This is a genomic window from Pseudoselenomonas ruminis, from assembly GCF_008271295.1.
Taxonomy (GTDB): domain Bacteria; phylum Bacillota; class Negativicutes; order Selenomonadales; family Selenomonadaceae; genus Selenomonas_A; species Selenomonas_A ruminis.
Genome location: NZ_VTOY01000010.1, coordinates 30,922 through 54,335, shown reverse-complemented (window position 1 = coordinate 54,335; position 23,414 = coordinate 30,922). Strand labels below are relative to the sequence as shown.

The window sequence follows — 23,414 nt, the reverse complement described above, 5'->3', positions numbered from 1 at the left end:
AGGTGGACAAAATGCGTTTGCATTTTGTCCACCTTCTTTTTGGCTCATTTTTTCTCTGCGGTTAAATAATCTTGGTTGACCAGTTTTCAATATTCCAAACCGAATCCACGATATCCTCATAAAAATCCGGTTCATGGGAAACCAGCAGAACTGTTCCCTTATACTCTTTGATTGCCCGCTTGAGTTCTTTTTTGGCCTCTACATCCAAATGATTCGTAGGCTCGTCGAGTACCAGCAGATTGACTGGCTTCTGCATGATTTTACAGAGACGTACTTTCGCCGCTTCACCACCCGATAGTGCCATCATCTTCGTGGTGATATGCTCATTGGTCAGGCCGCATGAAGCCAACGCCGCCCGGACCTCAAAATTGCTCATACCCGGATATTCCTGCCATAGCTCTTCCAAAGCCGTGTTCGGATTCCCCGAAGCGCTTTCCTGCTCAAAATAGCCAACCGAAACGAACTCGCCCAGTTCCACATTGCCAGAAATAGCGGGAATCATCCCCAACATGGTTTTGAGCAACGTGGATTTACCTAAGCCGTTTGTCCCCCGAATCGCAATTTTCTTGTTGCGCTCCACGCGGATGTCAACGGGATTGGTGAGCGGCGTATCATACCCCAGAACCAGCCGCTTGCCCTCGATGACAAACCGCGACGGCGTACGATCTGATTGAAAGTGAAAATGCGGTTTCGGTTTCTCCTGACGTTTTGTCAAGACTTCCATTTTGTCGAGGCGCTTTTGACGGCTGTTTGCCATACCGCGGGTAGCGACCCGCGCCTTGTTGCGCTGGATAAAATCCTGCTCTTTTTTGATTTCTGCCTGCTGGCGCTCATACGCAGCTTCTTCCTGACGGCGTTTCAGCGCAGCCATTTCCTCAAATTTTTCATAGCTTCCCGTATAGCGGTCCAGACTTAAATTATCCACATGATAGATTACATTGGTAACTGCATTGAGGAACGGCACATCATGCGAGACGAGAATGAAGGCATTCTCGTAATTCTGCAGATAGTTCGTCAGCCAGTTGATATGTTCCACATCCAGATAATTCGTCGGCTCATCGAGAATCAAGATTTCTGGATTCTGCAGCAAAAGCTTGGTGAGCAATACCTTGGTACGCTGGCCACCCGAGAGCTCATCAACGGTACGGTCAAGGCCAATGTCGCGAAGGCCGAGGCCTGCAGCAACTTCCTCGATCCGCGCATCAAGCGTGTAGTAACTGCCAGCTTCCAACATGTCCTGGATATCGCCAACATCCTTCATGAGCTTATCGACCTCTTCCGGCGTCGCGTCCCCCATCTTGTCATAAGCAGCCAGCATTTCCTGCTCCGCCTGTACCATATCTTCAAAAGCCGTCCGGAGGGTATCGCGAATCGTCATCCCAGCTTTCAGTACCGCGTGCTGGTCCAGATAACCTACCTTAACGCGCTTTGCCCATTCAATCGTACCGGCATCCGGCGTAAGCTGGCCGGTGATGATGGACAAAAACGTTGATTTTCCCTCACCATTGGCACCAACCAAGGCAACATGTTCGCCCTTCAGCAGACGAAAACTAACGTCCTCAAAAATCTCACGGCCTCCATAGCTATGGGATAAATGGGATACGTTTAATATGCTCATATATTACTTCCTTTCAAAGTTGTTCTAACCCCGGAACTGTTCCACCACCGCCGACCGAGTCATTTCGCTCTGTCTTTGGTTTCTCTGTATCTTCCGCTTTCGCGTTCTGATCTGTGCCACCAGCGGGAACTGTTCCTTTTCCATCGACCTCGACCGTTCCACCAGACACATTACCATTCCGGTTCGGATTTCCCGGATGAAGTTTCTCCTCATTGGAATCATACGATGGGGCTGGGGCAGGTCTGCTATTTTCCCGCGGGCGCTCCTCTACCGATGGATTTCCCTTTAAGCTCTTATAATGGACTTCGCCATCTTCATCACCGGCAAAGAGGAACCATATCATCCCCCCCAGCAGGAGAACGATTACGGCGATAAGAATAAGCTTCAGCTTACGGCCCGCTAAGTCATGAACCTTCGCCGTTTCCTGTTTGTGACTATGGTGACGGCGGGCAGACCGTGGCGGAATTTTATCTTGATGAACCGCCTGTTGTTCCCGTGGCAGTTCCCGCACCTGGTGTTGTTCCTGCCGTCTTGCCTCATCATACGCTCTGCGGGCTGACGGATCCGACAAAATCCGGTAAGCCTCATTTAACTCACTCATATGACGGCTGGCCTCTTCAGGCGGCAGCTTCGATAAATCCGGATGATATTTTTTCGCCAAAGTCTGATAGGCTTTCTTTATAATATCCGCTGACGCTTTCGGATGAACCTGCAACAGCTCATAGTAATCCTTAATCACCGGTATCACCTCATCCTGCGTTAATCATCACTTTTAATATCATATAATGGTCGGAACAACGGGACTTCCCCCACAACCTCTTTCTTCCCAAAGTTGCTTTAAGCCTTGAGCCCCATTATTTATGATTAAAAAGTGGTAGTCTTCAATCCGATTCTAAATATCATTGTTGTATAACGTCTCCATTGTATCATAAATCTAAGCGACAATGAAGGTATTATAGAGCGCAATACGGTCAGAAAGAACTCCCTTTACCAATCATTCTGATACAATCTAACGATACATCCCTAGTACTGATCCGCATAGGACAGGGATTCGGCAAAAAGAGAAGGGGGCACATTTGCCCCCTTCGGTAAGTCATCAGCACCTATTTCACATAATGAATGAGCGATTCGTCATAGCGACCCTGTTGCAGATTTTTCTTTGACGGCCTAGCGAAATATTTTTGCGTGATGGCCCTCTCTGCCCATCGGCAATACCGATGCTATCAAGCCCCTTTAAAATACTAAATTATCAAAAATTCGTTTTGCCGCCTCCGCAATCATAGCGTCGTCAAATTTTGCATTTTTTTCCGTGCGGCGCGACATTATCGCCATGACAATGGGGTTGCGATTGGGCGGATAAATCACGGCAATATCATTCCGCGCCCCATAATCGCCTGAACCGCTCTTGTCGATAACTTTCCAACCTTGCGGAGTTTCTGCCTTGATAAGCGTGTCGGTTATGGAATTGTCGCTCATCCAATCAATCAGCAGTTTTTTCTTGTCGTCGCTCAAAATATCGCCGAATATATAGACTTGCAAATTTTTTACCATCTGTCTCGGCGTGCTAGTATCACGATTATCTTTTGGATCGAAAAGATTAAGTTCAGGTTCATTTCGCGCAGGTTTGGTAGTTTTGTCGCCAATATTTTTTAGTGCCACCTTGAAATTTTCCACGCCGCCGATCTCCTGCAAAATTAAATTTGCCGCCGTGTTGTCACTCCACCTGATCGATGCCGAACAAATTTCCGCCAGCGTCATGCCATCAGCAACATGGTCTTTGGTGATTGGCGCGTAGGACAAAATATCTTCCGCCGAAAACTTACGAATTTCATTCAAATCGGAGGTATTTTTTTGTCTTAGCAATTCTGCAGCCGTAAAAACTTTGTGCGTCGAGCAGTAGGAAAAACGCGTATCAGGTTTGTAGCAAATTTTTTTTCCATTCTCCATGTCAACGGCGTAAACACCAATCACGGCGTTATATTTATTTTCCAGATCAGCAAGATTTAATTTCTGCCGCGCTTGACAATCCTGAAGACAGAAAACCATCAAGCCACAGATTATCAAAAACAAAAAACAAAATTTCTTCATAATAACCTCCTACTATCTGTTGAACGACCCGCCAAATTCAGCGGGTCGTATTGGCAGAAAGGTAGAGGTGGTTTTGAAGACACCATCAAATTTGGCGATACACAACAATATTTGTACTGCCACTGGCATGCGAAATGAAAACTGCATAATAATTCTCCTTAAAACAAAAGACTCATTGTAAATCATGTTATTACAATGAATCTTATTATCAATTGAGCTTATTTTTCAATGGCACCATCATCAAGGGTATATTCCTCCAAGGAATTCTCCCTAACCTGAATGCAAACATAGCTGATACCTTCATCAGCAGCCGCAAAAAACTGACGGCGGCCAGCAGGGGAGATACGAAGCCAGTCACCGGCTGTCAGTTCAACAGCTTCACCGTCTATTACGGCCTTACCCTTGCCGTTGGTGATAAAGTAGATTTCTTCATTCTTTTTGTGATAGTGAACAAAAGGATTGCTGGCCCCGGCTGGAAGGTTATTTACGCTGATTTCAGCACCGGTAAGCTGTAAAGTGTCGTGTAATTCGGTTCTTGCATCATTTACTACATTAGTTTTGTTGAAATTTTTCATTTTGTTTTCCTCCTAAAATGCTTTTTCGTTGTAACTAACTTGATTGCAATGAGATAGTAACATTAATTTGTTGTAATGTTAAGTTGAACGACCCGCCAAATTCAGCGGGTCGTATTGGCTCAATAGAGCGTGATCATCAGCAATCAGTACTCTTATTGCCATTACTAATACCTCACTTCATACAATCAAAGATGCAGTCACTCTACACCCCAAAATTATATCACATTTAATGTCCTTGTTGAAGTTTTTTCCCATAGCCCATTTTTGTTGAACGGCGCGACATTATCGCCATGACAATGGGGTTGCGATTGGGCGGATAAATCACGGCAATATCATTCCGCGCCCCATAATCGCCTGAACCGCTCTTGTCGATAACTTTCCAACCTTGCGGAGTTTCTGCCTTGATAAGCGTGTCGGTTATAGAATTGTCGCTCATCCAATCAATCAGCAGTTTTTTCTTGTCGTCGCTCAAAATATCGCCGAATATATAGACTTGCAAATTTTTTACCATCTGTCTCGGCGTGCTAGTATCACGATTATCTTTCGGATTGAAAAGATTAAGTTCAGGTTCATTTCGCGCAGGTTTGGTAGTTTTGTCGCCAATATTTTTTAGTGCCACCTTGAAATTTTCCACGCCGCCGATCTCCTGCAAAATTAAATTTGCCGCCGTGTTGTCACTCCACCTGATCGATGCCGAACAAATTTCCGCCAGCGTCATGCCATCAGCAACATAGTCTTTGGTGATTGGCGCGTAGGACAAAATATCTTCCGCCGAAAACTTACGAATTTCATTCAAATCGGAGGTATTTTTTAGTCTTAGCAATTCTGCAGCCGTAAAAACTTTGTGCGTCGAGCAGTAGGAAATGAGCTAAACACTAAGGATCCCCCAAAGAAGTCCTTAACGCCATGCCCCCCTTAGCCTTGCCTGTTGGAAATATTATTTCAAGACATAAAAAAAGAGAGTCATTCATTTACTACATGAACGACTCTCAAGCCTTATTATTAAAGAAATGGTCGGAACGACGGGATTTGAACCCACGACCTCTTCCACCCCAAGGAAGCGCGCTACCAAACTGCGCTACGTCCCGAACAAAATATATTATACGGTATTTTGTTTTATTTGTAAAGGCTTATCCTCGCATTGCCTTGACAAGCGAGCTCTCTTTCTTATTCAAACTCAATCGTTGCTGGCGGTTTGCCCGTGCAGTCGTACATGACGCGATTGACGCCTTTTACCTCATTGACGATACGGGTCGTGGTCTTCTGCAGGACATCCCATGGCAGCTGCGCGCTTTCTGCCGTCATGAAATCACTCGTCATGACCGCACGCAGGGCAATGGCATAATCATAAGTGCGGCCATCGCCCATGACGCCAACACTGCGCATGTTCGTGAGTGCGGCAAAGTACTGGCCAAGGTTCTTGTCTGCCCCTGCTTTTGCCACTTCTTCACGATAGATGGCATCGGCCTCCTGGACAATCTTGACCTTTTCTTCCGTTACCTCGCCGATAATGCGGATACCAAGACCCGGACCTGGGAACGGCTGACGGTTGACAAGATACTCGGGGATGCCGAGTTCGCGGCCAGCTGCTCGGACTTCATCCTTGAACAGCAGACGCAGCGGCTCGACGATTTCCTTGAAATCGACATAATCTGGCAGACCGCCGACGTTGTGATGCGATTTGATGACAGCCGATTTGCCAAGGCCGCTTTCGATGACATCGGGGTAAATCGTACCCTGTACGAGGTAATCGACAGCGCCGATTTTCTTCGCCTCTTCCTCGAATACGCGAATGAACTCCTCGCCGATGATCTTGCGTTTCTGCTCCGGCTCCGTAACACCAGCTAGTTTAGCATAGAAACGGTCTTTGGCATTAACGCGGATGAAGTTGACATCATACGAACCATTCGGGCCAAATACCGCCTCAACCTGGTCGCCTTCATCTTTGCGCAACAGGCCATGATCGACAAATACGCAGGTCAGCTGCTTGCCGATTGCCTTAGACAGCAGGACAGCTGCTACCGAGGAATCAACACCGCCCGACAGAGCGCAGAGTGCACGACCATTGCCGATTTTTGCCTTGAGCTCTTCGACCGTCGTCTTGACAAAGGAATCCATCTTCCACTCGCCAGCACATCCGCAGACTTCATAGACGAAGTTCTTGAGCATCGTCTTGCCCTGAACCGTATGCATGACTTCCGGATGGAACTGCGTGGCATAGAGATTCTTAGCCGCATTTTCCATGGCAGCCACTGGGCACACCGGCGTCGAAGCCGTCACCGTGAAGCCTGCCGGGGCCTCGGCGATATAGTCGGTGTGGCTCATCCAGCAAATCGTCTTCTTGTCTACGCCCTGGAAGAGTTTTGAGCCCTGCTCATCAATCGTGACTTCGGTCTTGCCGTATTCACTCGTCGGTGCCGTGGCGACCTTGCCGCCGAGCAGATGCGACATGAGCTGCGAACCATAGCAGATGCCCATGACCGGAATGCCAAGTTCAAAGAGCTCCGGACTGCAGCTGGCCGAATCCGCTTTGTAGACGCTGTTCGGGCCACCAGTCAGAATGATACCTTTCGGTGCCATCTCACGAATCTTGTCCAGGCTCAGCGTATGCGGATGAACCTCACAATAGACATGGTTCTCACGAACGCGGCGTGCAATCAGCTGATTGTACTGACCACCAAAATCCAAAACCAGAATCATTTCATTGGCAGGCTTGCTCAAAATTTGTTCCTCCTCTAAGTACAAAACGTGTAAAGCTTTTTAACGATTATATCACAAGCGCTTGTATTTTAAAAGCCTTGCGCGGTTGCAAAACGCACAAGGCCTTTCTTTCAATCGTTGTTTTCTTCTTCCTGGCAAAATGTCTCAACAGCCGCCCGGATTGCCGATGAATCAAATCCCTTGCGGTAGAGATTTGCCATCATCTTCTGCCGGTCAGCCGCGGGCTTGAACTTCAGCGACAGGACCCGCAAGGCAGCCGCCTTCTCACGTTCAAAGGTATCGGCAGGAATACACGCCTTCACGAGCGACGAGTCAAAGCCCCGCTGCATCAGCTTGACGCAAATCTGCCGCACAGAGCTGCGACTTTCTTCATAAAGGAACGCAAACTGCCGCGCACAGGCATCCTCATCATTTAAGTAATGCATTTCTTCCAAACGATGGATTGCCTGCTGAATTTCTTCTTCGGCATAGCCCTTTCGTGCCAGCTTTTCCCGCAGCTTGTTTTCACTCTGCTCCTGACGGGCCAGCAAATCTACCGCCACCATCAAAGCTGTCTTCTTCGGCTTGCGGGGACGCTGCTCTTCCTCGGCAGCATCCGCCTCACTGCCATACCACCTATAACGCCACACGATACCTTACGCCTCGGTTTCCGGAGTTTCCGGCTGTTCGTCTGCTTCGAGTATCTCCTGCGTTGCCAAAAGCTTTGCGCGTATCTTTGCCTCAATCTCAGCACAAAGCTCCGGCTGTTCCCGCAATGCCTGCTTGGCGTTCTCTTTGCCCTGGCCAAGGCGCGTGCCTTCATACGAGAACCAGGCACCGCTCTTATCGACAATATCCATCTCAACGCCCATGTCAATGATGCTGGACATCTTGGAAACGCCCTCGCCATACATGATATCAAACTCGGCCATCTTGAACGGCGGCGCGACTTTGTTCTTGACGACTTTGATGCGCGTGCGGCTTCCGACTACATCCTGCCCCTGCGTAATCTTATCGATTTTGCGTACATCCAGACGGACAGAAGAATAGAACTTCAGTGCACGGCCGCCCGTCGTAGTCTCCGGATTGCCAAACATAACGCCAACCTTCTCGCGAATCTGGTTAATGAAGATAGCTACCGTCTGGCTCTTGCTGATAATACCGGTGAGCTTACGCATTGCCTGGCTCATGAGACGGGCATGAAGGCCGACATGGCTGTCGCCCATCTCGCCCTCAATCTCTGCCTTCGGCACGAGCGCTGCTACAGAATCGACAACGATAATGTCGATGGCACCGCTGCGAACCAGTGCATCGACAATGTCTAAGGCCTGCTCGCCAGTATCCGGCTGGGAAATCAGCAAATCATCGATGTTTACCCCAAGCTTTTGTGCATATACCGGGTCCAAAGCATGCTCGGCATCGATAAAGGCAGCAATGCCGCCAGCCTTCTGAGCCTCAGCAATCATGTGCAGCGTGACCGTCGTCTTACCAGACGACTCCGGCCCATATACCTCAATGATACGGCCACGGGGAACACCGCCTACCCCCAATGCAACATCCAATGGCAAAATACCTGTGGAAATAACCTCCACATTCATATTTGCCTTCGCATCACCAAGGCGCATAATGGATCCCTTGCCGAAATCTTTCTCAATCTGTTTCAGCGCATTGGCCAATGCTTCCTTTTTATCTGTTGCCATCCGTATATCCGCTCCTTTCACGTTCACGTTTTATCTCTTTAGCTATTATATAAAACAACCGTTCTTTTTGCAAGGAATATTTTCGAACCGATAACGAAAAAACTCCCCCTCTCCAAGGAGAGGGGAAGTAACAATTCCTGGCTGGATTACATGTAATCGGCCGTTGTTTTCTTTTTCTGTTGTTTGAACATTCCCAGTTTTGCTGCGATCCATTCCATAGCGACAAAGAATACCGGAATCAGGAAAATTCCCAATACCGTCGCAAAGAGCATACCGCCTACAACGGCTACGCCCATACCATTACGCGCTGCCGCACCAGCACCGCTGGCAACAGCCAACGGCAAACAACCAATGATGAAGGCAAACGACGTCATAAGAATTGGACGCAAACGCAAGCCTGCAGCTTCAATCGCTGCCTTTACCGGCTCCATACCACGGTCCACACGAACCTTCGCAAACTCAACGATCAGGATAGCGTTCTTAGCAGCCAGACCGATAATCATGATGATACCGATCTGCATGTAGACGCTATTCTGAAGGCCAGCATTTACATGGCCAAACATTGCCTCCAGCATGGAAAGACCATACTCGGAAACCAATGCGCCCATGATACCAGTCGGTACCGTAAGCAATACCGCAAACGGTACGCTCCAGCTCTCGTAAAGTGCTGCCAAGCAGAGGAATACGAACACCAAGGCCAAACCTAAGACCTGAAGCGTTGAACTCGATGCCTTCGATTCCTCACGGCTCTGACCGGACCACTCGATATTGAAACCATTATCGGTATTCTGCTTAACGATTTCCTGAATCGCTGCCATAGCCTGACCGGAAGAATATCCCTGGCCAGCGTTACCCTGAATCGTGACCGAACGTGCCCCATTGAAACGGGAAATCGACGTCGGTCCCGAGCTGAGTTTCGGTTTCAATAGCGTATCCAACGGAACCATCGTACCACTGCTGCTCTTGACGAAGATAAACTTCGCAGCATCTGCTTCACTGCGATACTGTGTATCGGCCTGAAGCATTACCTTATACGAACGACCAAACTGGTTAAAGTCATTGACCTGCGTACCACCAAAGTTGACCTGCATCGCAGTGAATACATCCGAAAGCTGTACCCCTAACTGTTTGACGCGTTCGCGGTCAATTTCAAATTCATAACTCGGCGCCGTCATCTTAAACGTCGTACGGACACCTTGAAGTTCCGGCCGTTGATTAGCTGCTGCTACAATCTTGTTCGTGATATCTGAGAGCTCTTTATCCGTATGACCGGACATATCCTGAAGTTCCAGCGACCAACCGCCTACTGAACCAAGGCCTGGCAAAGCCGGCGGATTCATGGCGATGACCGTTGCCTCCGGAGCGACCTTTGCCCCCAGACCAAACATTTTTCCGACAGCGGCATCAACCGAGGTTCCCGGAGCCGTACGCTGACTCCAGTCTTTCATCCCCAGGACGACCATACCTGCACTTGGCTTAGCGCCGCCAGACAAGATATCAAAGCCTGTGATAGCCATGACGTTCTCTACCCCATCGACATTTTCCATAGCTGCTTTCGCTACCTTGTCAATGGATTTCTGGGTTTGGTTCATCGACGTGCCCTCAGGCAATTGGACTACCGTAAAGAGATAGCCCTGGTCTTCGCTGGGAACGAAGGTCGATGGCATAATCTTGTACACGGCACCAGCGGCAATGCAGACGATGACCATGAATAAAATCGCCAACCGCGTACGGCGGATAAACTTGGCAACGATCCCCATATAACCGCGTTTGGTGCGTTCAAACCAGTTATTGAACTTCACAAAGAATCTTCCCAGCGCACCCTCATCGTCTTTTTCTTCATGACGTTTGAGAATCATCGCACAAAGTGCCGGCGTCAGCGTCAAGGCGACGAAAGCCGACAGAGCCATAGAAACAGCAATCGTTAACGCGAACTGTTTGTACAGCACACCAGTCATGCCACCGAGGAAGGCAACCGGTACGAATACGGCGGCCAAGACGAAGGCGATAGCCACAACCGGGCCCTGGACTTCATCCATTGCGCGCTCGGTAGCATCCACCGGCTCAAGGCCTTCTTCCATGTGCTTCTCGACATTCTCGATTACGACGATAGCATCATCGACAACCAAGCCGATCGCCAAAACCATGGCAAAAAGTGTCAGCGTATTGATGGAAAAGTCCAATACGATAAAGGCAGCCAGCGTACCGATAAGCGATACCGGAACGGCCAGCAGCGGAATAATCGTTGCCCGCCAATTCTGCAGAAACAGGAAGATAACGAGAACGACCAGTGCCAATGCCTCCAGGAACGTCTCCAAAACCTCTTTAATCGAGGCCTTGATGTAGTTCGTCGAATCAAAAATCTGCGACATCTTGAGGTTTGGCGGCAAATTCGGCTCCGCCTTCTCCAAGACCTTGCGGACGCCAGCTACCGTCTCCATCGCGTTGGCATCACTGGTCAGGTTAATACCGAAACCTACCGAAGGATAGCCGTTGAATTTCGAAACAATCGAGCTGGATTTTTCGCCCGTTTCAACGCGGGCAACATCCTTCAGACGGACAAACTTGCCATTATCCGAGCGCAGGATAACATTGCCAAATTCCTCTGGCGTTACCAGACGGCCGGAAATCTTGCCCGTATACTGCTTCTCCTGGCCATTGTTGACCGGCATTGCACCGACTGTACCAGCCGGAGCCTGAACATTCTGCTCCTTGATAGCCGACGTGACATCTGCCACCGTCAGGTTAAGCTCGGCGAGCTTATCCGGATTGAGCCATACCCGCATCGCATAGTCTGAACCGAAGATTTGGACATCGCCGACACCGGGAACACGCTTGAGCTCATCCAACAGATAGATATCTGCATAGTTCTTCATAAAAGCACGGTCATAGGAACCGTCTGGCGAATACAGCGAAAGCATATACGCCATATCATTGGAAGACTTGCGCGTCGTGAGGCCAACAGTCTGTACATCCGAGGGCAGGCTGGCCGTTGCCGTCGCCGCATTGTTCTGGACCTTGACGGAGTCCATATCGCCATCAGTGCCCGTTTCAAATACGACCTTGAGGCTGTACCGGCCCGTGTCATCCGAGTTGGAGGACATATAATCCATGCCCTGCGTACCGTTAATCTGTTGCTCGACAATCTGTGCTACCGTCTCATTGACAACCGACGCATTCGCACCGGTATAGGTAGTGCTTACCGATACCGTTGGCGGCGAAATCTGTGGATATTGGGCAATCGGCAGCTGGAACGCTGCCAGGACACCGACAATGACAATGATGACAGAAATGACGATAGCAAATATCGGGCGGTGTATAAAGAATTTTGACAAGATGCCGCCCCCTTACTTGTTCGAATCAGAAGCTGCAATCTCGTTCGCATCAAATTTGCTATTGTCCGTAGTCAGGGAGAATCCCATATCATCTGCCGTGACCATGGTAACAGCAAGGCTGACGCCTTCCTGCAGGTTCGACAAGCCTTCAACGACAACGACATCAGCTGCCGTCAGGCCATCTTTGATGATGTAATAGCTGCCGACCTTATCGCCAAGCGTTACGGTACGCGCTTCCGATTTGCCGTCTTCCCCGACAACCATGACAAAGGATTTGCCCAGAAGCTGCTGTACGGCACGCTGCGGAACGAGAATTGCATTTGGAACAACTTCACCGGACAGGCGGATGCGTGCAAACATCCCCGGCAGCAGCAAACCATCCGGGTTATCAAACAGCGCCTTAACCGTCAGCGTACCAGTATTCGAGGACAGCGCACGGTCCGTCTGGACAATTTTGCCCTCAATCGGATACTGCGTACCATCGGAAAGCGTGATGGAAACCGTCGGCGACATGCCATTGCCATTCTGCGACGCATAATTTGAGAACTTCAAATAATCGCTTTCGGAAATGCTGAACTGGGCAAACACCGGATTGGACGAACCAATCGTGACGAGATTCGTGCTGCCAGCTGCCGCAAACGTTCCTACGGCAACATCATCAACCGAAAGCTGTCCGCTCATCGGCGCATAAATAACCGTATCGGCAAGGTCCTGCTGCGCTTTGCGCAAAAGCGCGTCATTGGCAGCGGCAGCGGCGCTATACGCATTGACATTTGCCTGCTGATTGGCCACCGTCTGCTCGGAAATCGCCTGAGCCGATAACAGCTGCTGATAGCGTCCCAAATCCGTCACCGCATTGCTAAGTGTTGCCTGCGACTGCGACAGATTGGCCTGCGCCTGCAAAACAGCCGATTCATACTGACGCGAGTCAATCTTATAGAGCGGCTGGCCCGCCTCTACGTATTGGCCGCCAGTCACATACTTATCGACGACATTGCCAGATACCTTGGACTGTACCTTTACCTCGTCCTTTCCCACAATCTGACCGGCAAACTCACTGGTCAGCGGCGTATCCTGTTGAATGACCTGCATGGCCTTTACCTGGGTTCCCTGCTGTTGCTGTTGTTTATTCTGCCCGCAGCCCGCCACGATAAAGCTTGAAGAAATGGCCAGCGAAATGCCAATCATCAGTGCCTTCGTCTTCTTGCTTTTCACCAAAAACAAAGTATTAACCTCCTTTTGCTATAGACAACAAAAGAGACAGTCTCCTCCACTGCCTACAAAACATTCCATTCCCATCTCGAAAGAAGCCATGCTTCATTGAAATAGTAAATAAATGTTTACTATTGATGAGATATATAGTATATTATATTTAATGAAAAGTCAAGGAAATGACATCTCCTAAGCCTCCATTCTCCAAGATTTAATGATTATTTAATTAAAGGAGTAATTTTTTGATTATGGAAACTCTATCGACGCCGAATCTATCACAAAAATTCATTGAAACGTTGATGCTCATACATAACAACTTCTATCGACAGACTAAAGTTCCTATTCCATTGAATCAATTTGGTGTTCTAATGATCGTATTAACCGAAGAAGCTGTCTCGATTACTGAAATCAGCCACATCCTCAAGATTTCCAAACAGCAGATGACCACCGTTATCGACAAACTCGTAAAAAACAGGCTCGTTCAAAAACAAGCCGATATCAATGACCGACGCCGCTTTGTCATAACACTGACTCCGGCGGGAAAACAGATCATCGATGACCAAAACGAAATTGTCCGCAAACGCTTTACCGAACGCATCCAACACCTCACCGCAGCCGAAAAAGCCAAGCTCGGTGATGCAATTTCTAATTTCAATTCACTGGTTGAAAAAATGTTTGCGAACTAAAAGAGCTGCAACAAGAGTTCCTCACTCTTGCTGCAGCTCTTTCTTATAAGGGAATTACCTCCAAATCATCAGGAACATAGACATTGCCATGATAATATTTTCCAGCCTCAGCCGAATACTCCTGTTTACGGGTATCTAGATGCTTATCCTCCGTATGGTAGAGCACCAGATTTTTAACCCCCAGTTGTTCTGCCAATTCGCTGGCTTCCTTCACCGTACTGTGATTCTTCTCATACGGTTTGAAAACCTCGCGGTCCTTATACTGGCAAAAGGCTTCAGCCAGCAGCCAATCCGCCTGCTCCGCATAGACGCGGTCATGTTCATTGTAAGGCTCATCCCCCAGGCAGGTGAACTTCATGCCATCAGCGAAATTCAGGCAATATCCAAACTGCTTTGCTTTGGTTGACAGAATGTCAAAGGCCGTCAGTTTTGCGGTCGGAACCTCAACACTCTGGCCATCCTTCATCTCATGAATCACAATATCTGTTCCGACACGGGCAAAGTCCTTTTTCTTCAAAGTCATCTTCGTCATCGTAAGCAGCATTTCCTTGACCACATCGTGGCAATAAATATGAAAAGTGCCTTCATATTTTCCCTTATTCATGAGGTCTGCCACTTTACGCATAATCCAGATAACACCCAGGACATGGTCCGTGTGCCCATGCGTCACAAACATGTGATGACACTTCTGATAGTCAAATCCCGTGACCTCCAGCTGCCGCAGGATGCCGTTGCCGCCACCGGCATCTGTCAAAAACAGGCTGCCATCCTCCAATTCCAAAAAGAAACACGTATTGAAACACTTTGTTGCCATAGCAAACCCGGTTCCAAGGATTGTCAATTTCCGCATCGCAATTCCCCCTTTTGTTTTCTTCATTATAACGCTGCTGACCCGCTTTTGCCATAGGCAAAACGATCGCGTAACCTTTATTCTTCTCACAATAAAAAAGGCGCAAGCTTTTGCCTGCGCTTTTTTTATTTCAGCTTGAGTTTTTCCAATGCTTCACGGGCTGCGTGCTGTTCCGCTTCTTTTTTGCTGTGCCCCGTTCCCTGTCCCATTACTCGTCCAGTAATACGGACCTGAAACGTAAAGCTCTTATCATGATCTGGGCCTTCTTCTGCTACCAGTTCATAAACAACGCTCTGTCCCTCATGCTGATAGACTTCCTCCTGAAGGATAGTCTTGTAATCCTTCAGAATTGCTCCGCGCTTGGCAAGCTCAAATTCCGATTCAAGCTGGCGCAATACATAAGCCTGAGCTGCTTCCCAGCCCTGGTCGAGATAGATTGCCCCGATAACAGATTCGAATGCATCTTCAAGATTCGTCTGACGCGTACGTCCGCCGCCCATCTCTTCGCCATGACCTAAAAGCAGGTAATCCCCAAGATGAAGCCCCGCTGCCAGCTTTGCCAGCGTTGCTGAGCAGACGATGCTGGCTCTGGTCTTTGTCAGCTGGCCTTCCGGCATCTGCGGAAAGTGCTGATAAAGATAAGTGCTGGAGGCAAGCTCCAGCACAGCATCTCCTAAAAATTCGAGACGTTCATTATGGACGATGTTCCCTTTGGATTCATTCGCGTAGGATGTATGAACCAGCGCCTGCTGGAGGAAATTCAGGTTGTGAAATTCCACTCCCAGGACCTTGGCCAGCTCACGAAGCGATTGTTTGCGCTCTTCCGACAGAATGTTTTCCATCGTCAGCCTCCATTACTCTGCGTATTTTTTCAGCAGCAGGCAGGCATTGTGACCGCCAAAACCGAAGTTGTTGGACATAGCCGCACGAACCGTCTTAGCTTTTGCCTTGTTCGGAACGTAGTCGAGGTCGAGGCCCTCATCCTGGGTCTCGTAGTTCATCGTCGGCGGCAGCATGTCGTTTTCGATAGCCAGTGCCGTAGCAATGCACTCAACACCACCGGCAGCACCGAGCAGATGACCCGTCATGGACTTAATGGAAGAAACCGAAACATCTTTGGCAGCTTCGCCCCAAACGGACTTGATAGCCATCGTCTCGCCTTCATCGTTCATGTGCGTGGACGTACCATGTGCATTGACGTAATCAACTTCCGAAGCCTTCATGCCGGCATCATCAAGAGCTGCCTGCATGCATTTTGCCTGGTATTCGCCACCCGGAGCCGGGCTCGTGATATGGTAGGCATCGGAGTTAGCACCATAGCCGACAACCTCAGCATAGATATGAGCGCCACGTGCTTTTGCATGCTCGAGGCTCTCAAGGACGACAAGGCCTGCACCCTCACCCATGACAAAACCGCTGCGGTTCTTGTCGAACGGACGGGAAGCATGTGCCGGGTCATCGTTGTGATCCATGCAAAGGGCCTTCATAGCAGCAAAGCCAGCGACAGCAGCCTCAGAAATAGCAGCTTCCGTACCACCAGCAATCATGACATCTGCGTCGCCGCGCTGGATAACACGGAACGCATCACCGATGCAGTTGGAACCCGTAGCGCAAGCCGTTACGATGCAGCTGGACGGACCATGCAGCTTGTACGTGATGGAAACCTGACCAGCAGCCATGTTCGCAATCATCATCGGGATGAAGAACGGGCTGATGCGGCCTGGGCCCTTGGCAAACAGTTTCTCATACTGGGAATGCATCGTCTCGATACCGCCGATACCTGCACCGACAAACGTACCGATGCGGTCCAGATCCTCTTTCTCGAGGTCGAGTTTCGCATCTTCGATAGCCATACCAGCAGCTGCTACTGCAAACTGCGTGTAACGGTCCATGCGTTTCGATTCTTTTTTATCGATATAAGCAGCCGGGTCAAAGTCCTTAACTTCACCAGCAATCTGTGCACCATATTCCGACGCATCAAAACGGGTAATCTTATCGATACCATTGCGGCCTTCCATCAGACCATTCCAGAATTCTTCCTTACCCATACCAATCGGGGTGATTGCGCCCAGACCAGTGATTACTACACGATTACTCAAAACGAATAGCTCCTCTCAATTATTTAGTCGTTTATAAGACGTCTGCTCAGTTGGCAGCCTCAGCTTCAGCCTTGAGCTGCTCAAAGATCTCGTGGACCGTCATGATTTTATCAATCTTCGGCATATACTCGCCGGTAAATACCAGACCAGTCTCCACATCGCCCTGCTGTGCCCGCGTCAGTGCACGGATAATGCAGAAATTGTGCTTACATGCCTTGAGGCAGGCATCACATTTCGTCGGCGGAACAGGACCTTCCATGACTTTGGCCGAGAATGGCGTGCGCACAGCACGTCCCGGAAGGCCAACAGGACTGTGGATTACCACGATATCCTCTGGTTTTGATTTCAGATAGTATTCCTTGAGTGCGGGAGCCGCATTCGACTCTTCACAAGCCGCAAAACGGGATCCCATCTGGACGCCAGCAGCGCCCGCTTTTATCAAATCAACGATGTCCTGGCCATGCAGTACACCACCGGCCGCAATGACCGGAATATTTACCGCTGCGCTGACATCTGCGATAAGGTCACGTACCGACGTGTCCGTACCGAGATGACCGCCTGCTTCCTTGCCCTCGAGGACAATAGCAGCTGCACCAAGACGCTCTGAAATTTTAGCTAATTTTACGGAAGAAACAATCGGAACAATCGGCGTTCCGGATTCCTTGCCGAGAGCAAACATATCACGGGAAAAACCTGCACCAGCAACCACGAGGTCAATCCCCTCATCGATTGCGGTTCTGACAACCTCAGCAAAATCTGCGGCTGCTACCATGATATTGATGCCGATGATACCAGACGTAAGCGAACGTGCGAGCCGGATTTCATAACGCAGTTCGTCGTGGCTCATACCAGATGCGGCAATGAGGCCGATACCGCCCTCGTTCGCTACAGCTGCCGCCAGACGGGCCGTTGACAAGCGAATCGCCATACCACCCTGCTGGATAGGAACTTTTGCGATTTTATTGCCAATTTTCAGCTCTGGAAGTTTCAATGTTACTCCTCCAATCAATCCTACCTTGAGAAAATCCCGTGAAACAAGCTTCACGGGATTTTCAAACAGGTAAGACGCTCAAACTTATTTGTTCTGGTCTATGTAGGAAACTACGTCCTGAACGCTCTTGATCTTCTCAGCAGCCTCGTCCGGAATCTCAATATTGAATTCCTCCTCGAAAGCCATGATCAGCTCAACGATATCCAGGGAGTCAGCACCTAAATCATCGATGAAGGTAGACTCGAGTGCAACCTCGTCAGCCTCAACACCTAACTGCTCAACAACGATATCTCTAACTTTTTCAAAAGTCGACATGAAGTTTCACCTCCTTAAAATGAAAGTTCCTATATAGTTATATCACATAACCATGCCGCCGTCTACATTGACGATCTGACCTGTGATATAGGATGCATAATCCGATACCAGGAAGAGCACCGCATTGGCGACGTCTTCCGGCTGGCCCATGCGCTTGAGCGGAATACCCGCCAGCGTGGCCTCTTTGGCTTTGTCCGTCATTGCTGCCGTCATATCCGTAGCAATGAATCCCGGTGCCACTACGTTAACGTTAATGCCACGGGCAGCCAGCTCTTTCGCAGCTGACTTCGAGAAACCGATAACGCCTGCCTTCGCTGCCGCATAATTTGCCTGACCGGCATTTCCCATGAGCCCGACAACCGATGCCATATTGACAATACGGCCGCTGCGCTTTTTCATCATGAGCTTGGACACAGCCTTCGTGCAGTAGAACACACCCTTAAGGTTGGTATTGATAACTGCCTCGAAATCCTCATCCTTCATGCGCATGAGAAGCCCATCGCGAGTGATGCCCGCATTGTTTACCAGAATATCAATCTGGCCAAAGGCCTCTGTGACCTTTTCAATCATCGCATCGACAGCCTCAGCGCTCGAAATGTCAGCCTGAACGAGAATTGCCTCGCCACCGTTCTTTTCGATTTCTGCTTTGACCTCTTCAGCCTTAGCCGTATTGCCGGCATAATTGATTGCTACCTTAGCGCCCTCACTTGCCAGGCGGACTGCAATGGCACGGCCAATGCCACGCGAAGCACCAGTAACCAGTGCGACCTTTCCGTCTAAAAGCATATTAGCGGACCTCCTTGAAATAGTCAAGCGTTTTTTGCAAACTTTCCAGATTTTCTACGTTCATGCTCTTGAGAGCCTTGTCGATCCGGCGGTTGAAGCCACAGAGGGTTTTGCCCGGGCCAGCCTCAACAAAGGTCTCTGCCCCGAACTCCTTCATCGTGTTGACGCAGGCAATCCATTTTACTGGATGATCTGCCTGAGCTACGAGGTTTGCTTTGATCTCCTCAGCCTTGGTCTCGAGTTCACCCGTGAAGTTCGAAACCACTGGAATCTTGGCATCGCGAATCGTAACTTTGTCAAGCTCAACAGCCAGTTTCTCAGCGGCCGGTTTCATCAGCGTGGAATGGAACGGTGCCGATACCGGCAGAATTACTGCCTTCTTGGCGCCAGCTTCCTTGAGCGTCTCAACAGCAGCTTCAACGCCTGCCGTCGTACCAGCGATAACCGTCTGGCCCGGGCAGTTGAAGTTTACTGCCTGAACTTCGCCAGCAGTCTTGGTTGCCTTCTCGCAGGCATCAACGATGACTTCGTCGGCAAGACCGATAATAGCAGCCATGCCGCCCTGTCCAACCGGTACAGCTTCCTGCATGAACTGGCCGCGCTTGTGTACGAGAAGAACAGCATCCTGGAAATCCAGGACACCAGCGGCAACCAGTGCCGAATATTCACCGAGACTGTGACCGCCCGTTACCTCCGGCTGAATACCGTGTTCCTTGAGAATCTCACTTGCGATAACGCTCATGGTGAGGATTGCCGGCTGCGTATTTGCCGTCAGCTGAAGGTCCTCAGCCGGTCCTTCAAAGCACATTTCCTTGATGGAGTATCCCAGAGCCTCATCAGCCTGCTGGAACAGTTTTTTTGCTACATCGTACTGCTGGCAGAAATCTTTGCCCATGCCAACAGTCTGAGCTCCCTGGCCAGGGAATACAAATGCAAGTTTACTCACCGTCAATTACCTCCAATTATTTGCAATCCTGCTGAATCGTGTCAATGACTTTTGGCAGACCAGCTACGATTTCTTCAATAATCTGTTTTACCGGTTTGATATCATTAAGCATACCTGAGATTTCGCCAATCATGACGGAACCATTCTGGACATCGCCCTCGTGCGTTGCACGGTGCAGCGAGCCAACACCGAGCTTCTCGAGTTCCTCGTTGGAAGCACCAGCTGCCTCGAGTTCCTCAAACTTACGCGTGAGCTTGTTCGCAAGTACACGCGCTGGATGACCAAGCTTACGGCCCGTAACCACCGTGGAACGATCCTTCGCATGTTTGACCATTTTCTTGTAGTCCGGATGGGCAATGCATTCCTCACTCATGACAAAGCGGGAACCCATCTGAACAGCCTGAGCACCAAGGGCAAAGGCAGCAGCGACACCACGGGAATCGGCAATACCGCCAGCACCAATGACCGGAACATCAACAGCATCAACGACCTGCGGCAGAAGTGCCATCGTCGTGATTTCACCAATATGACCGCCGGACTCCGTGCCCTCAGCAATAACAGCATCAGCACCGCTGCGCACCAGGCGTTTTGCCAGTGCTACCGAAGCAACAACCGGAATGACCTTCGTGCCGATTTCCTTGAGGGCCGGAACATATTCGCCAGGGTTGCCTGCACCAGTCGTAACAACTGGAACTTTCTCATCAATGACGACCTGCATGACCTCTTTTACAAACGGGCTCATGAGCATAATATTGACACCGAACGGCTTATCCGTCCAGCCTTTGCATTTCTGAATCTCTGCACGCAGAATATCCGGCGGCATGTGACCAGCACCAATGATGCCAAGGCCACCAGCGTTAGATACAGCCGAAGCCAATTCTGCCGTACCGATCCAGGCCATACCGCCCTGGAAAATCGGGTACTTTATGTTCAGTAGTTTACAGATTGCATTGTTTTCAAACATTAAAATTAGTCCTCCTCAGGCGTTATTTTTTCTCACCCTCGTCTGCCAGTACCTCTTCTTGAGTCAGTGCATCCCGAATATGTTCCAGGACGTTGCCGTTCACATAATCGTTCGCGACTCCGATTGCACTGCAGATTGACTTAGCATTTGACGATCCATGGCTGATGATGCATACTCCATTGACTCCCAAAAGCGGTGCACCACCATATTCTGACGCATCAAGACGTTTCCCCAGCTTCTTCAACGTTGGCATCAGCATAAGCGCACCAAGCTTTGCTAAAACGCCGCCATCTTTGATAGCTTCTTTGATAAGCTTCATGATGGTCTTTGCCAGTCCCTCTGCAAATTTTAGCACAACATTGCCAACAAATCCATCACAAATTACAACATCAAAGTTTCCCTTCGGGATATCACGGCCTTCTGCATTGCCGCCAAAATTGATCGTATGCATCTCCTTTAACAGTGCATACGTCTCTTTCGCCTGTTCATTTCCCTTAGTCTCTTCTTCTCCTATGTTGAGCAGTCCTACCTTCGGATTTTTCGTTCCGAATACGTATTCCGCATAAATCGCGCCCATCATACCGCTCTGCACCAGATGAATCGGTTTGGAGTCCACATTGGCACCGGAATCCAGGAGCAGCGTTGCTCCTTTGGGCGTTGGAATCGGCGTGGCAATCGTCGGACGGCCAATGCCGCGGATTCGTTTCAGAATCAGCTGTGCCGCTGTAACCGCAGCGCCGGTACTTCCTGCCGACAGAACGGCATCACACTCGCCTTCCTTCACCAGCCGGGTTGCTACCACCAGCGAGGAATCCTTTTTGCTGCGAACCGCCTCAGCAGGGTGTTCATCCATTTCAATAACTTCCGTCGTATGATGAATCGTAATTCCCAGATTCTCCCAACCATTTTCATGTTTGAGCACATCCCGGATTTTCTGTTCATCACCGACCAGCACAATATCACAGTGATATTTCTTCGCTGCACGTACCGCACCAAACACAATCTGTTCCGGTGCGTAATCGCCACCCATGGCGTCAACTGCAATTTTCAAGAGTCCTTATCCCCCTTACTTCTCCCCCCACGAAACCATGATGAATTTCGCGCGGAAAACTTCCTGGGTTTCATTATGGGTCTTTACCCATACAAAATACTTATTGCCGCGAACTTTTACGATTTCCGCCTTGGCAATCAACTTCTCCCCGACATGAACTGGTACCTTGTATTTTACGTTAGCCACACCAGTGACGGCCATCGGTGCATCAATCACAGCTAACGCCAAGGAATTTGCCTGGGAAAACATGTAGTGCCCTTTGGCAATCTGAGTCTTAGCAAACACCATATCATCGGTTACCCGCAGCAGGGAAATACCTGAATGACCGAGCTCCAAATCGATGAGCTCACCAACGACCTCACCGCTTTGAATGGATTTTACTTTATTCTGCGCCTTTTCTGCCATATTCCGTATGCGTCCCCGCAGTTCCGGTATGCCGAGTTCCAGGCGGTCCAAACGAATCGTCTGAACACTGACTTCCAAGTATTTTGCCAGCTCTTCATCTGTCAAAAAAGGTTTCGTCTTGACTTGTTCCAAAAGCAGCCGTTGACGCTCCTTTTTTTTGACTCGTGCCATCCAAACACCCCCTTGCATTTTTAGTACCTGCTACTACAATCTCATATAATGGTCTATTATAAATGGTATGTCCTAAAAATGCAAGTGCCTCAGAAATAAAATAAGCAGGACAACATAGTCCTGCTTATACAGCTTCTAATTATTCTGCTGCCTTGACAACCTCTTTGCCATCATAATAGCCGCATTCCGGGCATACATGATGAGGCATCTTCGGCTCGTGGCACTGCGGGCAAGAAACGAAACCCGGAGCCTCCAATTTCCAGTTAGCACGACGCTGGTCGCGGCGAGCTTTAGAAGTTTTACGCTTTGGTACTGCCATGTCGGATACACCTCCTTAAGTCTTTGTGTTCCTATGGGGAACTTAGTCTTTTTTCAATAATTGCTGTAATGCTGCCATGCGCGGGTCTGGAACAAAACGATCACACTCGCAATCGCCTTCGTTCAGATTATGGCCGCACACCGGACAAAGCCCCTTACAATCGGGCTTGCAGATATTACTGAGCGGCTGGGCCGCAAGCAGGGTATCCCGGACCATATCCTGGATATCCAGCATATCTCCCTCAAACACATTGACTAAGTCTTCTGTTTCCGCTGCTTCCCGACTATAATCCTCCGAAAAATCATACGACTGATTCTCGCGGCAATCCGTCAGGCACCGACCACAGACAAAAGTCTTCACGACTTTAATATTCCCCGACACACGCCAACAGGTGCCCGTATAGACCACCGTTCCCGTGACCTCAATCGGCCCTTCGAACGCATAATCATCGCTTACGGCATCCAGTTCTTCGGCAGTCGTCGTAAAGGAAAAGGGAAGCTCCCTGCCTAAATCGGTATTTAATTCAGCAATATTAACATTCATCATTCAGCATCAACCTCAATCCATTATAGCGACCGGCCTATCGTTTGTCAAGAAATTCTC

22 protein-coding genes, 1 tRNA gene and 1 pseudogene are annotated in these 23,414 nt (G+C 49.4%); 1 reads left to right on the top strand and 23 read right to left on the bottom strand.

Annotation, left to right across the window (positions count from 1 at the left end):
* Window positions 1–61: 61 nt before the first annotated feature.
* The 11 genes and pseudogenes from FZ040_RS10780 to FZ040_RS10730 form a co-directional block, all read right to left on the bottom strand.
* On the bottom strand, window positions 62–1,618 hold the full coding sequence (locus FZ040_RS10780; RefSeq protein WP_149171979.1) for an ABC-F family ATP-binding cassette domain-containing protein: 1,557 nt from the start codon (window positions 1,616–1,618) through the stop codon (window positions 62–64).
* A 13-nt stretch (window positions 1,619–1,631) separates the two neighbouring features.
* A complete protein-coding gene (locus FZ040_RS10775; RefSeq protein WP_222930961.1) occupies window positions 1,632–2,357 on the bottom strand; it encodes a J domain-containing protein in 726 nt (241 codons plus the stop codon).
* A gap of 494 nt (window positions 2,358–2,851) precedes the next feature.
* Window positions 2,852–3,706 (bottom strand): ACI family class A beta-lactamase, encoded by an 855-nt coding sequence (gene blaACI / locus FZ040_RS10770; protein WP_149171978.1) that lies wholly within the window; start codon window positions 3,704–3,706, stop codon window positions 2,852–2,854.
* A gap of 218 nt (window positions 3,707–3,924) precedes the next feature.
* Entirely contained in the window at window positions 3,925–4,281 is a 357-nt protein-coding gene (locus FZ040_RS10765) for a cupin domain-containing protein (protein ID WP_149171977.1), read from the bottom strand.
* A 262-nt stretch (window positions 4,282–4,543) separates the two neighbouring features.
* Window positions 4,544–5,143: pseudogene (bla, locus tag FZ040_RS10760) on the bottom strand (class A beta-lactamase); the annotation flags it as partial.
* Window positions 5,144–5,292: 149 nt separating this feature from the next.
* Window positions 5,293–5,369 (bottom strand) — tRNA-Pro (locus FZ040_RS10755).
* A gap of 79 nt (window positions 5,370–5,448) precedes the next feature.
* The gene (guaA, locus tag FZ040_RS10750) at window positions 5,449–6,981 is read right to left on the bottom strand and encodes a glutamine-hydrolyzing GMP synthase (protein WP_149172004.1); all 1,533 of its coding nucleotides are present in this window, start codon (window positions 6,979–6,981) and stop codon (window positions 5,449–5,451) included.
* Window positions 6,982–7,112: 131 nt separating this feature from the next.
* Window positions 7,113–7,547, bottom strand: a complete 435-nt coding sequence (locus FZ040_RS10745) for a regulatory protein RecX (RefSeq protein ID WP_149172003.1) — start codon at window positions 7,545–7,547, stop codon at window positions 7,113–7,115.
* A 90-nt stretch (window positions 7,548–7,637) separates the two neighbouring features.
* The gene (gene recA, locus FZ040_RS10740; protein ID WP_149171976.1) at window positions 7,638–8,681 is read right to left on the bottom strand and encodes a recombinase RecA; all 1,044 of its coding nucleotides are present in this window, start codon (window positions 8,679–8,681) and stop codon (window positions 7,638–7,640) included.
* A 146-nt stretch (window positions 8,682–8,827) separates the two neighbouring features.
* On the bottom strand, window positions 8,828–12,016 hold the full coding sequence (locus tag FZ040_RS10735) for an efflux RND transporter permease subunit (protein ID WP_149171975.1): 3,189 nt from the start codon (window positions 12,014–12,016) through the stop codon (window positions 8,828–8,830).
* A gap of 12 nt (window positions 12,017–12,028) precedes the next feature.
* Window positions 12,029–13,240, bottom strand: coding sequence for an efflux RND transporter periplasmic adaptor subunit (locus FZ040_RS10730; protein ID WP_255448852.1), 1,212 nt, complete (start codon window positions 13,238–13,240; stop codon window positions 12,029–12,031).
* Between the two features lie 236 nt (window positions 13,241–13,476).
* Between FZ040_RS10730 and FZ040_RS10725 the strand changes: the two genes are divergently transcribed.
* The gene (locus FZ040_RS10725; protein WP_255448856.1) at window positions 13,477–13,914 is read left to right on the top strand and encodes a MarR family winged helix-turn-helix transcriptional regulator; all 438 of its coding nucleotides are present in this window, start codon (window positions 13,477–13,479) and stop codon (window positions 13,912–13,914) included.
* 43 nt (window positions 13,915–13,957) lie between these two features.
* Here FZ040_RS10725 and FZ040_RS10720 read toward each other — a convergent pair whose 3' ends face one another.
* From FZ040_RS10720 to FZ040_RS10665, 12 genes are all read right to left on the bottom strand, one after another.
* Window positions 13,958–14,764, bottom strand: a complete 807-nt coding sequence (locus FZ040_RS10720) for an MBL fold metallo-hydrolase (RefSeq protein WP_149171973.1) — start codon at window positions 14,762–14,764, stop codon at window positions 13,958–13,960.
* Between the two features lie 125 nt (window positions 14,765–14,889).
* Complete coding sequence (gene rnc / locus FZ040_RS10715) at window positions 14,890–15,606, bottom strand: ribonuclease III (RefSeq protein WP_149171972.1); 717 nt, start codon at window positions 15,604–15,606, stop codon at window positions 14,890–14,892.
* A 12-nt stretch (window positions 15,607–15,618) separates the two neighbouring features.
* Window positions 15,619–16,863: a beta-ketoacyl-ACP synthase II gene (fabF, locus tag FZ040_RS10710; RefSeq protein WP_149171971.1), complete on the bottom strand. Its 1,245-nt coding sequence runs from the start codon at window positions 16,861–16,863 to the stop codon at window positions 15,619–15,621.
* A gap of 46 nt (window positions 16,864–16,909) precedes the next feature.
* A complete protein-coding gene (locus tag FZ040_RS10705) occupies window positions 16,910–17,854 on the bottom strand; it encodes an NAD(P)H-dependent flavin oxidoreductase (protein WP_149171970.1) in 945 nt (314 codons plus the stop codon).
* Window positions 17,855–17,938: 84 nt separating this feature from the next.
* On the bottom strand, window positions 17,939–18,169 hold the full coding sequence (locus tag FZ040_RS10700) for an acyl carrier protein (RefSeq protein WP_033170374.1): 231 nt from the start codon (window positions 18,167–18,169) through the stop codon (window positions 17,939–17,941).
* 42 nt (window positions 18,170–18,211) lie between these two features.
* Window positions 18,212–18,955, bottom strand: a complete 744-nt coding sequence (gene fabG / locus FZ040_RS10695) for a 3-oxoacyl-[acyl-carrier-protein] reductase (protein ID WP_149171969.1) — start codon at window positions 18,953–18,955, stop codon at window positions 18,212–18,214.
* A 1-nt stretch (window position 18,956) separates the two neighbouring features.
* Window positions 18,957–19,901 carry an ACP S-malonyltransferase gene (gene fabD / locus FZ040_RS10690; RefSeq protein WP_149171968.1) on the bottom strand — a complete coding sequence of 315 codons (945 nt, stop codon included), beginning with the start codon at window positions 19,899–19,901 and terminating at the stop codon, window positions 18,957–18,959.
* Between the two features lie 16 nt (window positions 19,902–19,917).
* Window positions 19,918–20,865, bottom strand: a complete 948-nt coding sequence (gene fabK, locus FZ040_RS10685) for an enoyl-[acyl-carrier-protein] reductase FabK (RefSeq protein ID WP_149171967.1) — start codon at window positions 20,863–20,865, stop codon at window positions 19,918–19,920.
* Window positions 20,866–20,887: 22 nt separating this feature from the next.
* A complete protein-coding gene (gene plsX, locus FZ040_RS10680; protein ID WP_149171966.1) occupies window positions 20,888–21,916 on the bottom strand; it encodes a phosphate acyltransferase PlsX in 1,029 nt (342 codons plus the stop codon).
* A gap of 15 nt (window positions 21,917–21,931) precedes the next feature.
* Complete coding sequence (fapR, locus tag FZ040_RS10675; protein WP_033170369.1) at window positions 21,932–22,492, bottom strand: transcription factor FapR; 561 nt, start codon at window positions 22,490–22,492, stop codon at window positions 21,932–21,934.
* A gap of 139 nt (window positions 22,493–22,631) precedes the next feature.
* Window positions 22,632–22,811, bottom strand: a complete 180-nt coding sequence (gene rpmF / locus FZ040_RS10670; RefSeq protein WP_033170368.1) for a 50S ribosomal protein L32 — start codon at window positions 22,809–22,811, stop codon at window positions 22,632–22,634.
* A 42-nt stretch (window positions 22,812–22,853) separates the two neighbouring features.
* Entirely contained in the window at window positions 22,854–23,357 is a 504-nt protein-coding gene (locus FZ040_RS10665) for a YceD family protein (RefSeq protein ID WP_149171965.1), read from the bottom strand.
* Between the last annotated feature and the right edge of the window lie 57 nt (window positions 23,358–23,414).

Excerpts from the sequence above, each read along its gene's own strand:
- FZ040_RS10780 (WP_149171979.1), bottom strand. The coding sequence starts at position 1,618 with ATGAGCATATTAAACGTATCCCATTTATCCCATAGCTATGGAGGCCGT.
- blaACI (WP_149171978.1), bottom strand. The coding sequence starts at position 3,706 with ATGAAGAAATTTTGTTTTTTGTTTTTGATAATCTGTGGCTTGATGGTT.
- FZ040_RS10765 (WP_149171977.1), bottom strand. The coding sequence starts at position 4,281 with ATGAAAAATTTCAACAAAACTAATGTAGTAAATGATGCAAGAACCGAA.
- guaA (WP_149172004.1), bottom strand. The coding sequence starts at position 6,981 with ATGATTCTGGTTTTGGATTTTGGTGGTCAGTACAATCAGCTGATTGCA.
- FZ040_RS10745 (WP_149172003.1), bottom strand. The coding sequence starts at position 7,547 with ATGGTGGCGGTAGATTTGCTGGCCCGTCAGGAGCAGAGTGAAAACAAG.
- recA (WP_149171976.1), bottom strand. The coding sequence starts at position 8,681 with ATGGCAACAGATAAAAAGGAAGCATTGGCCAATGCGCTGAAACAGATT.
- FZ040_RS10725 (WP_255448856.1), top strand. The coding sequence starts at position 13,477 with ATGGAAACTCTATCGACGCCGAATCTATCACAAAAATTCATTGAAACG.
- FZ040_RS10720 (WP_149171973.1), bottom strand. The coding sequence starts at position 14,764 with ATGCGGAAATTGACAATCCTTGGAACCGGGTTTGCTATGGCAACAAAG.
- rnc (WP_149171972.1), bottom strand. The coding sequence starts at position 15,606 with ATGGAAAACATTCTGTCGGAAGAGCGCAAACAATCGCTTCGTGAGCTG.
- FZ040_RS10700 (WP_033170374.1), bottom strand. The coding sequence starts at position 18,169 with ATGTCGACTTTTGAAAAAGTTAGAGATATCGTTGTTGAGCAGTTAGGT.
- fabG (WP_149171969.1), bottom strand. The coding sequence starts at position 18,955 with ATGCTTTTAGACGGAAAGGTCGCACTGGTTACTGGTGCTTCGCGTGGC.
- fabK (WP_149171967.1), bottom strand. The coding sequence starts at position 20,865 with ATGTTTGAAAACAATGCAATCTGTAAACTACTGAACATAAAGTACCCG.
- fapR (WP_033170369.1), bottom strand. The coding sequence starts at position 22,492 with ATGGCACGAGTCAAAAAAAAGGAGCGTCAACGGCTGCTTTTGGAACAA.
- rpmF (WP_033170368.1), bottom strand. The coding sequence starts at position 22,811 with ATGGCAGTACCAAAGCGTAAAACTTCTAAAGCTCGCCGCGACCAGCGT.
- FZ040_RS10665 (WP_149171965.1), bottom strand. The coding sequence starts at position 23,357 with ATGATGAATGTTAATATTGCTGAATTAAATACCGATTTAGGCAGGGAG.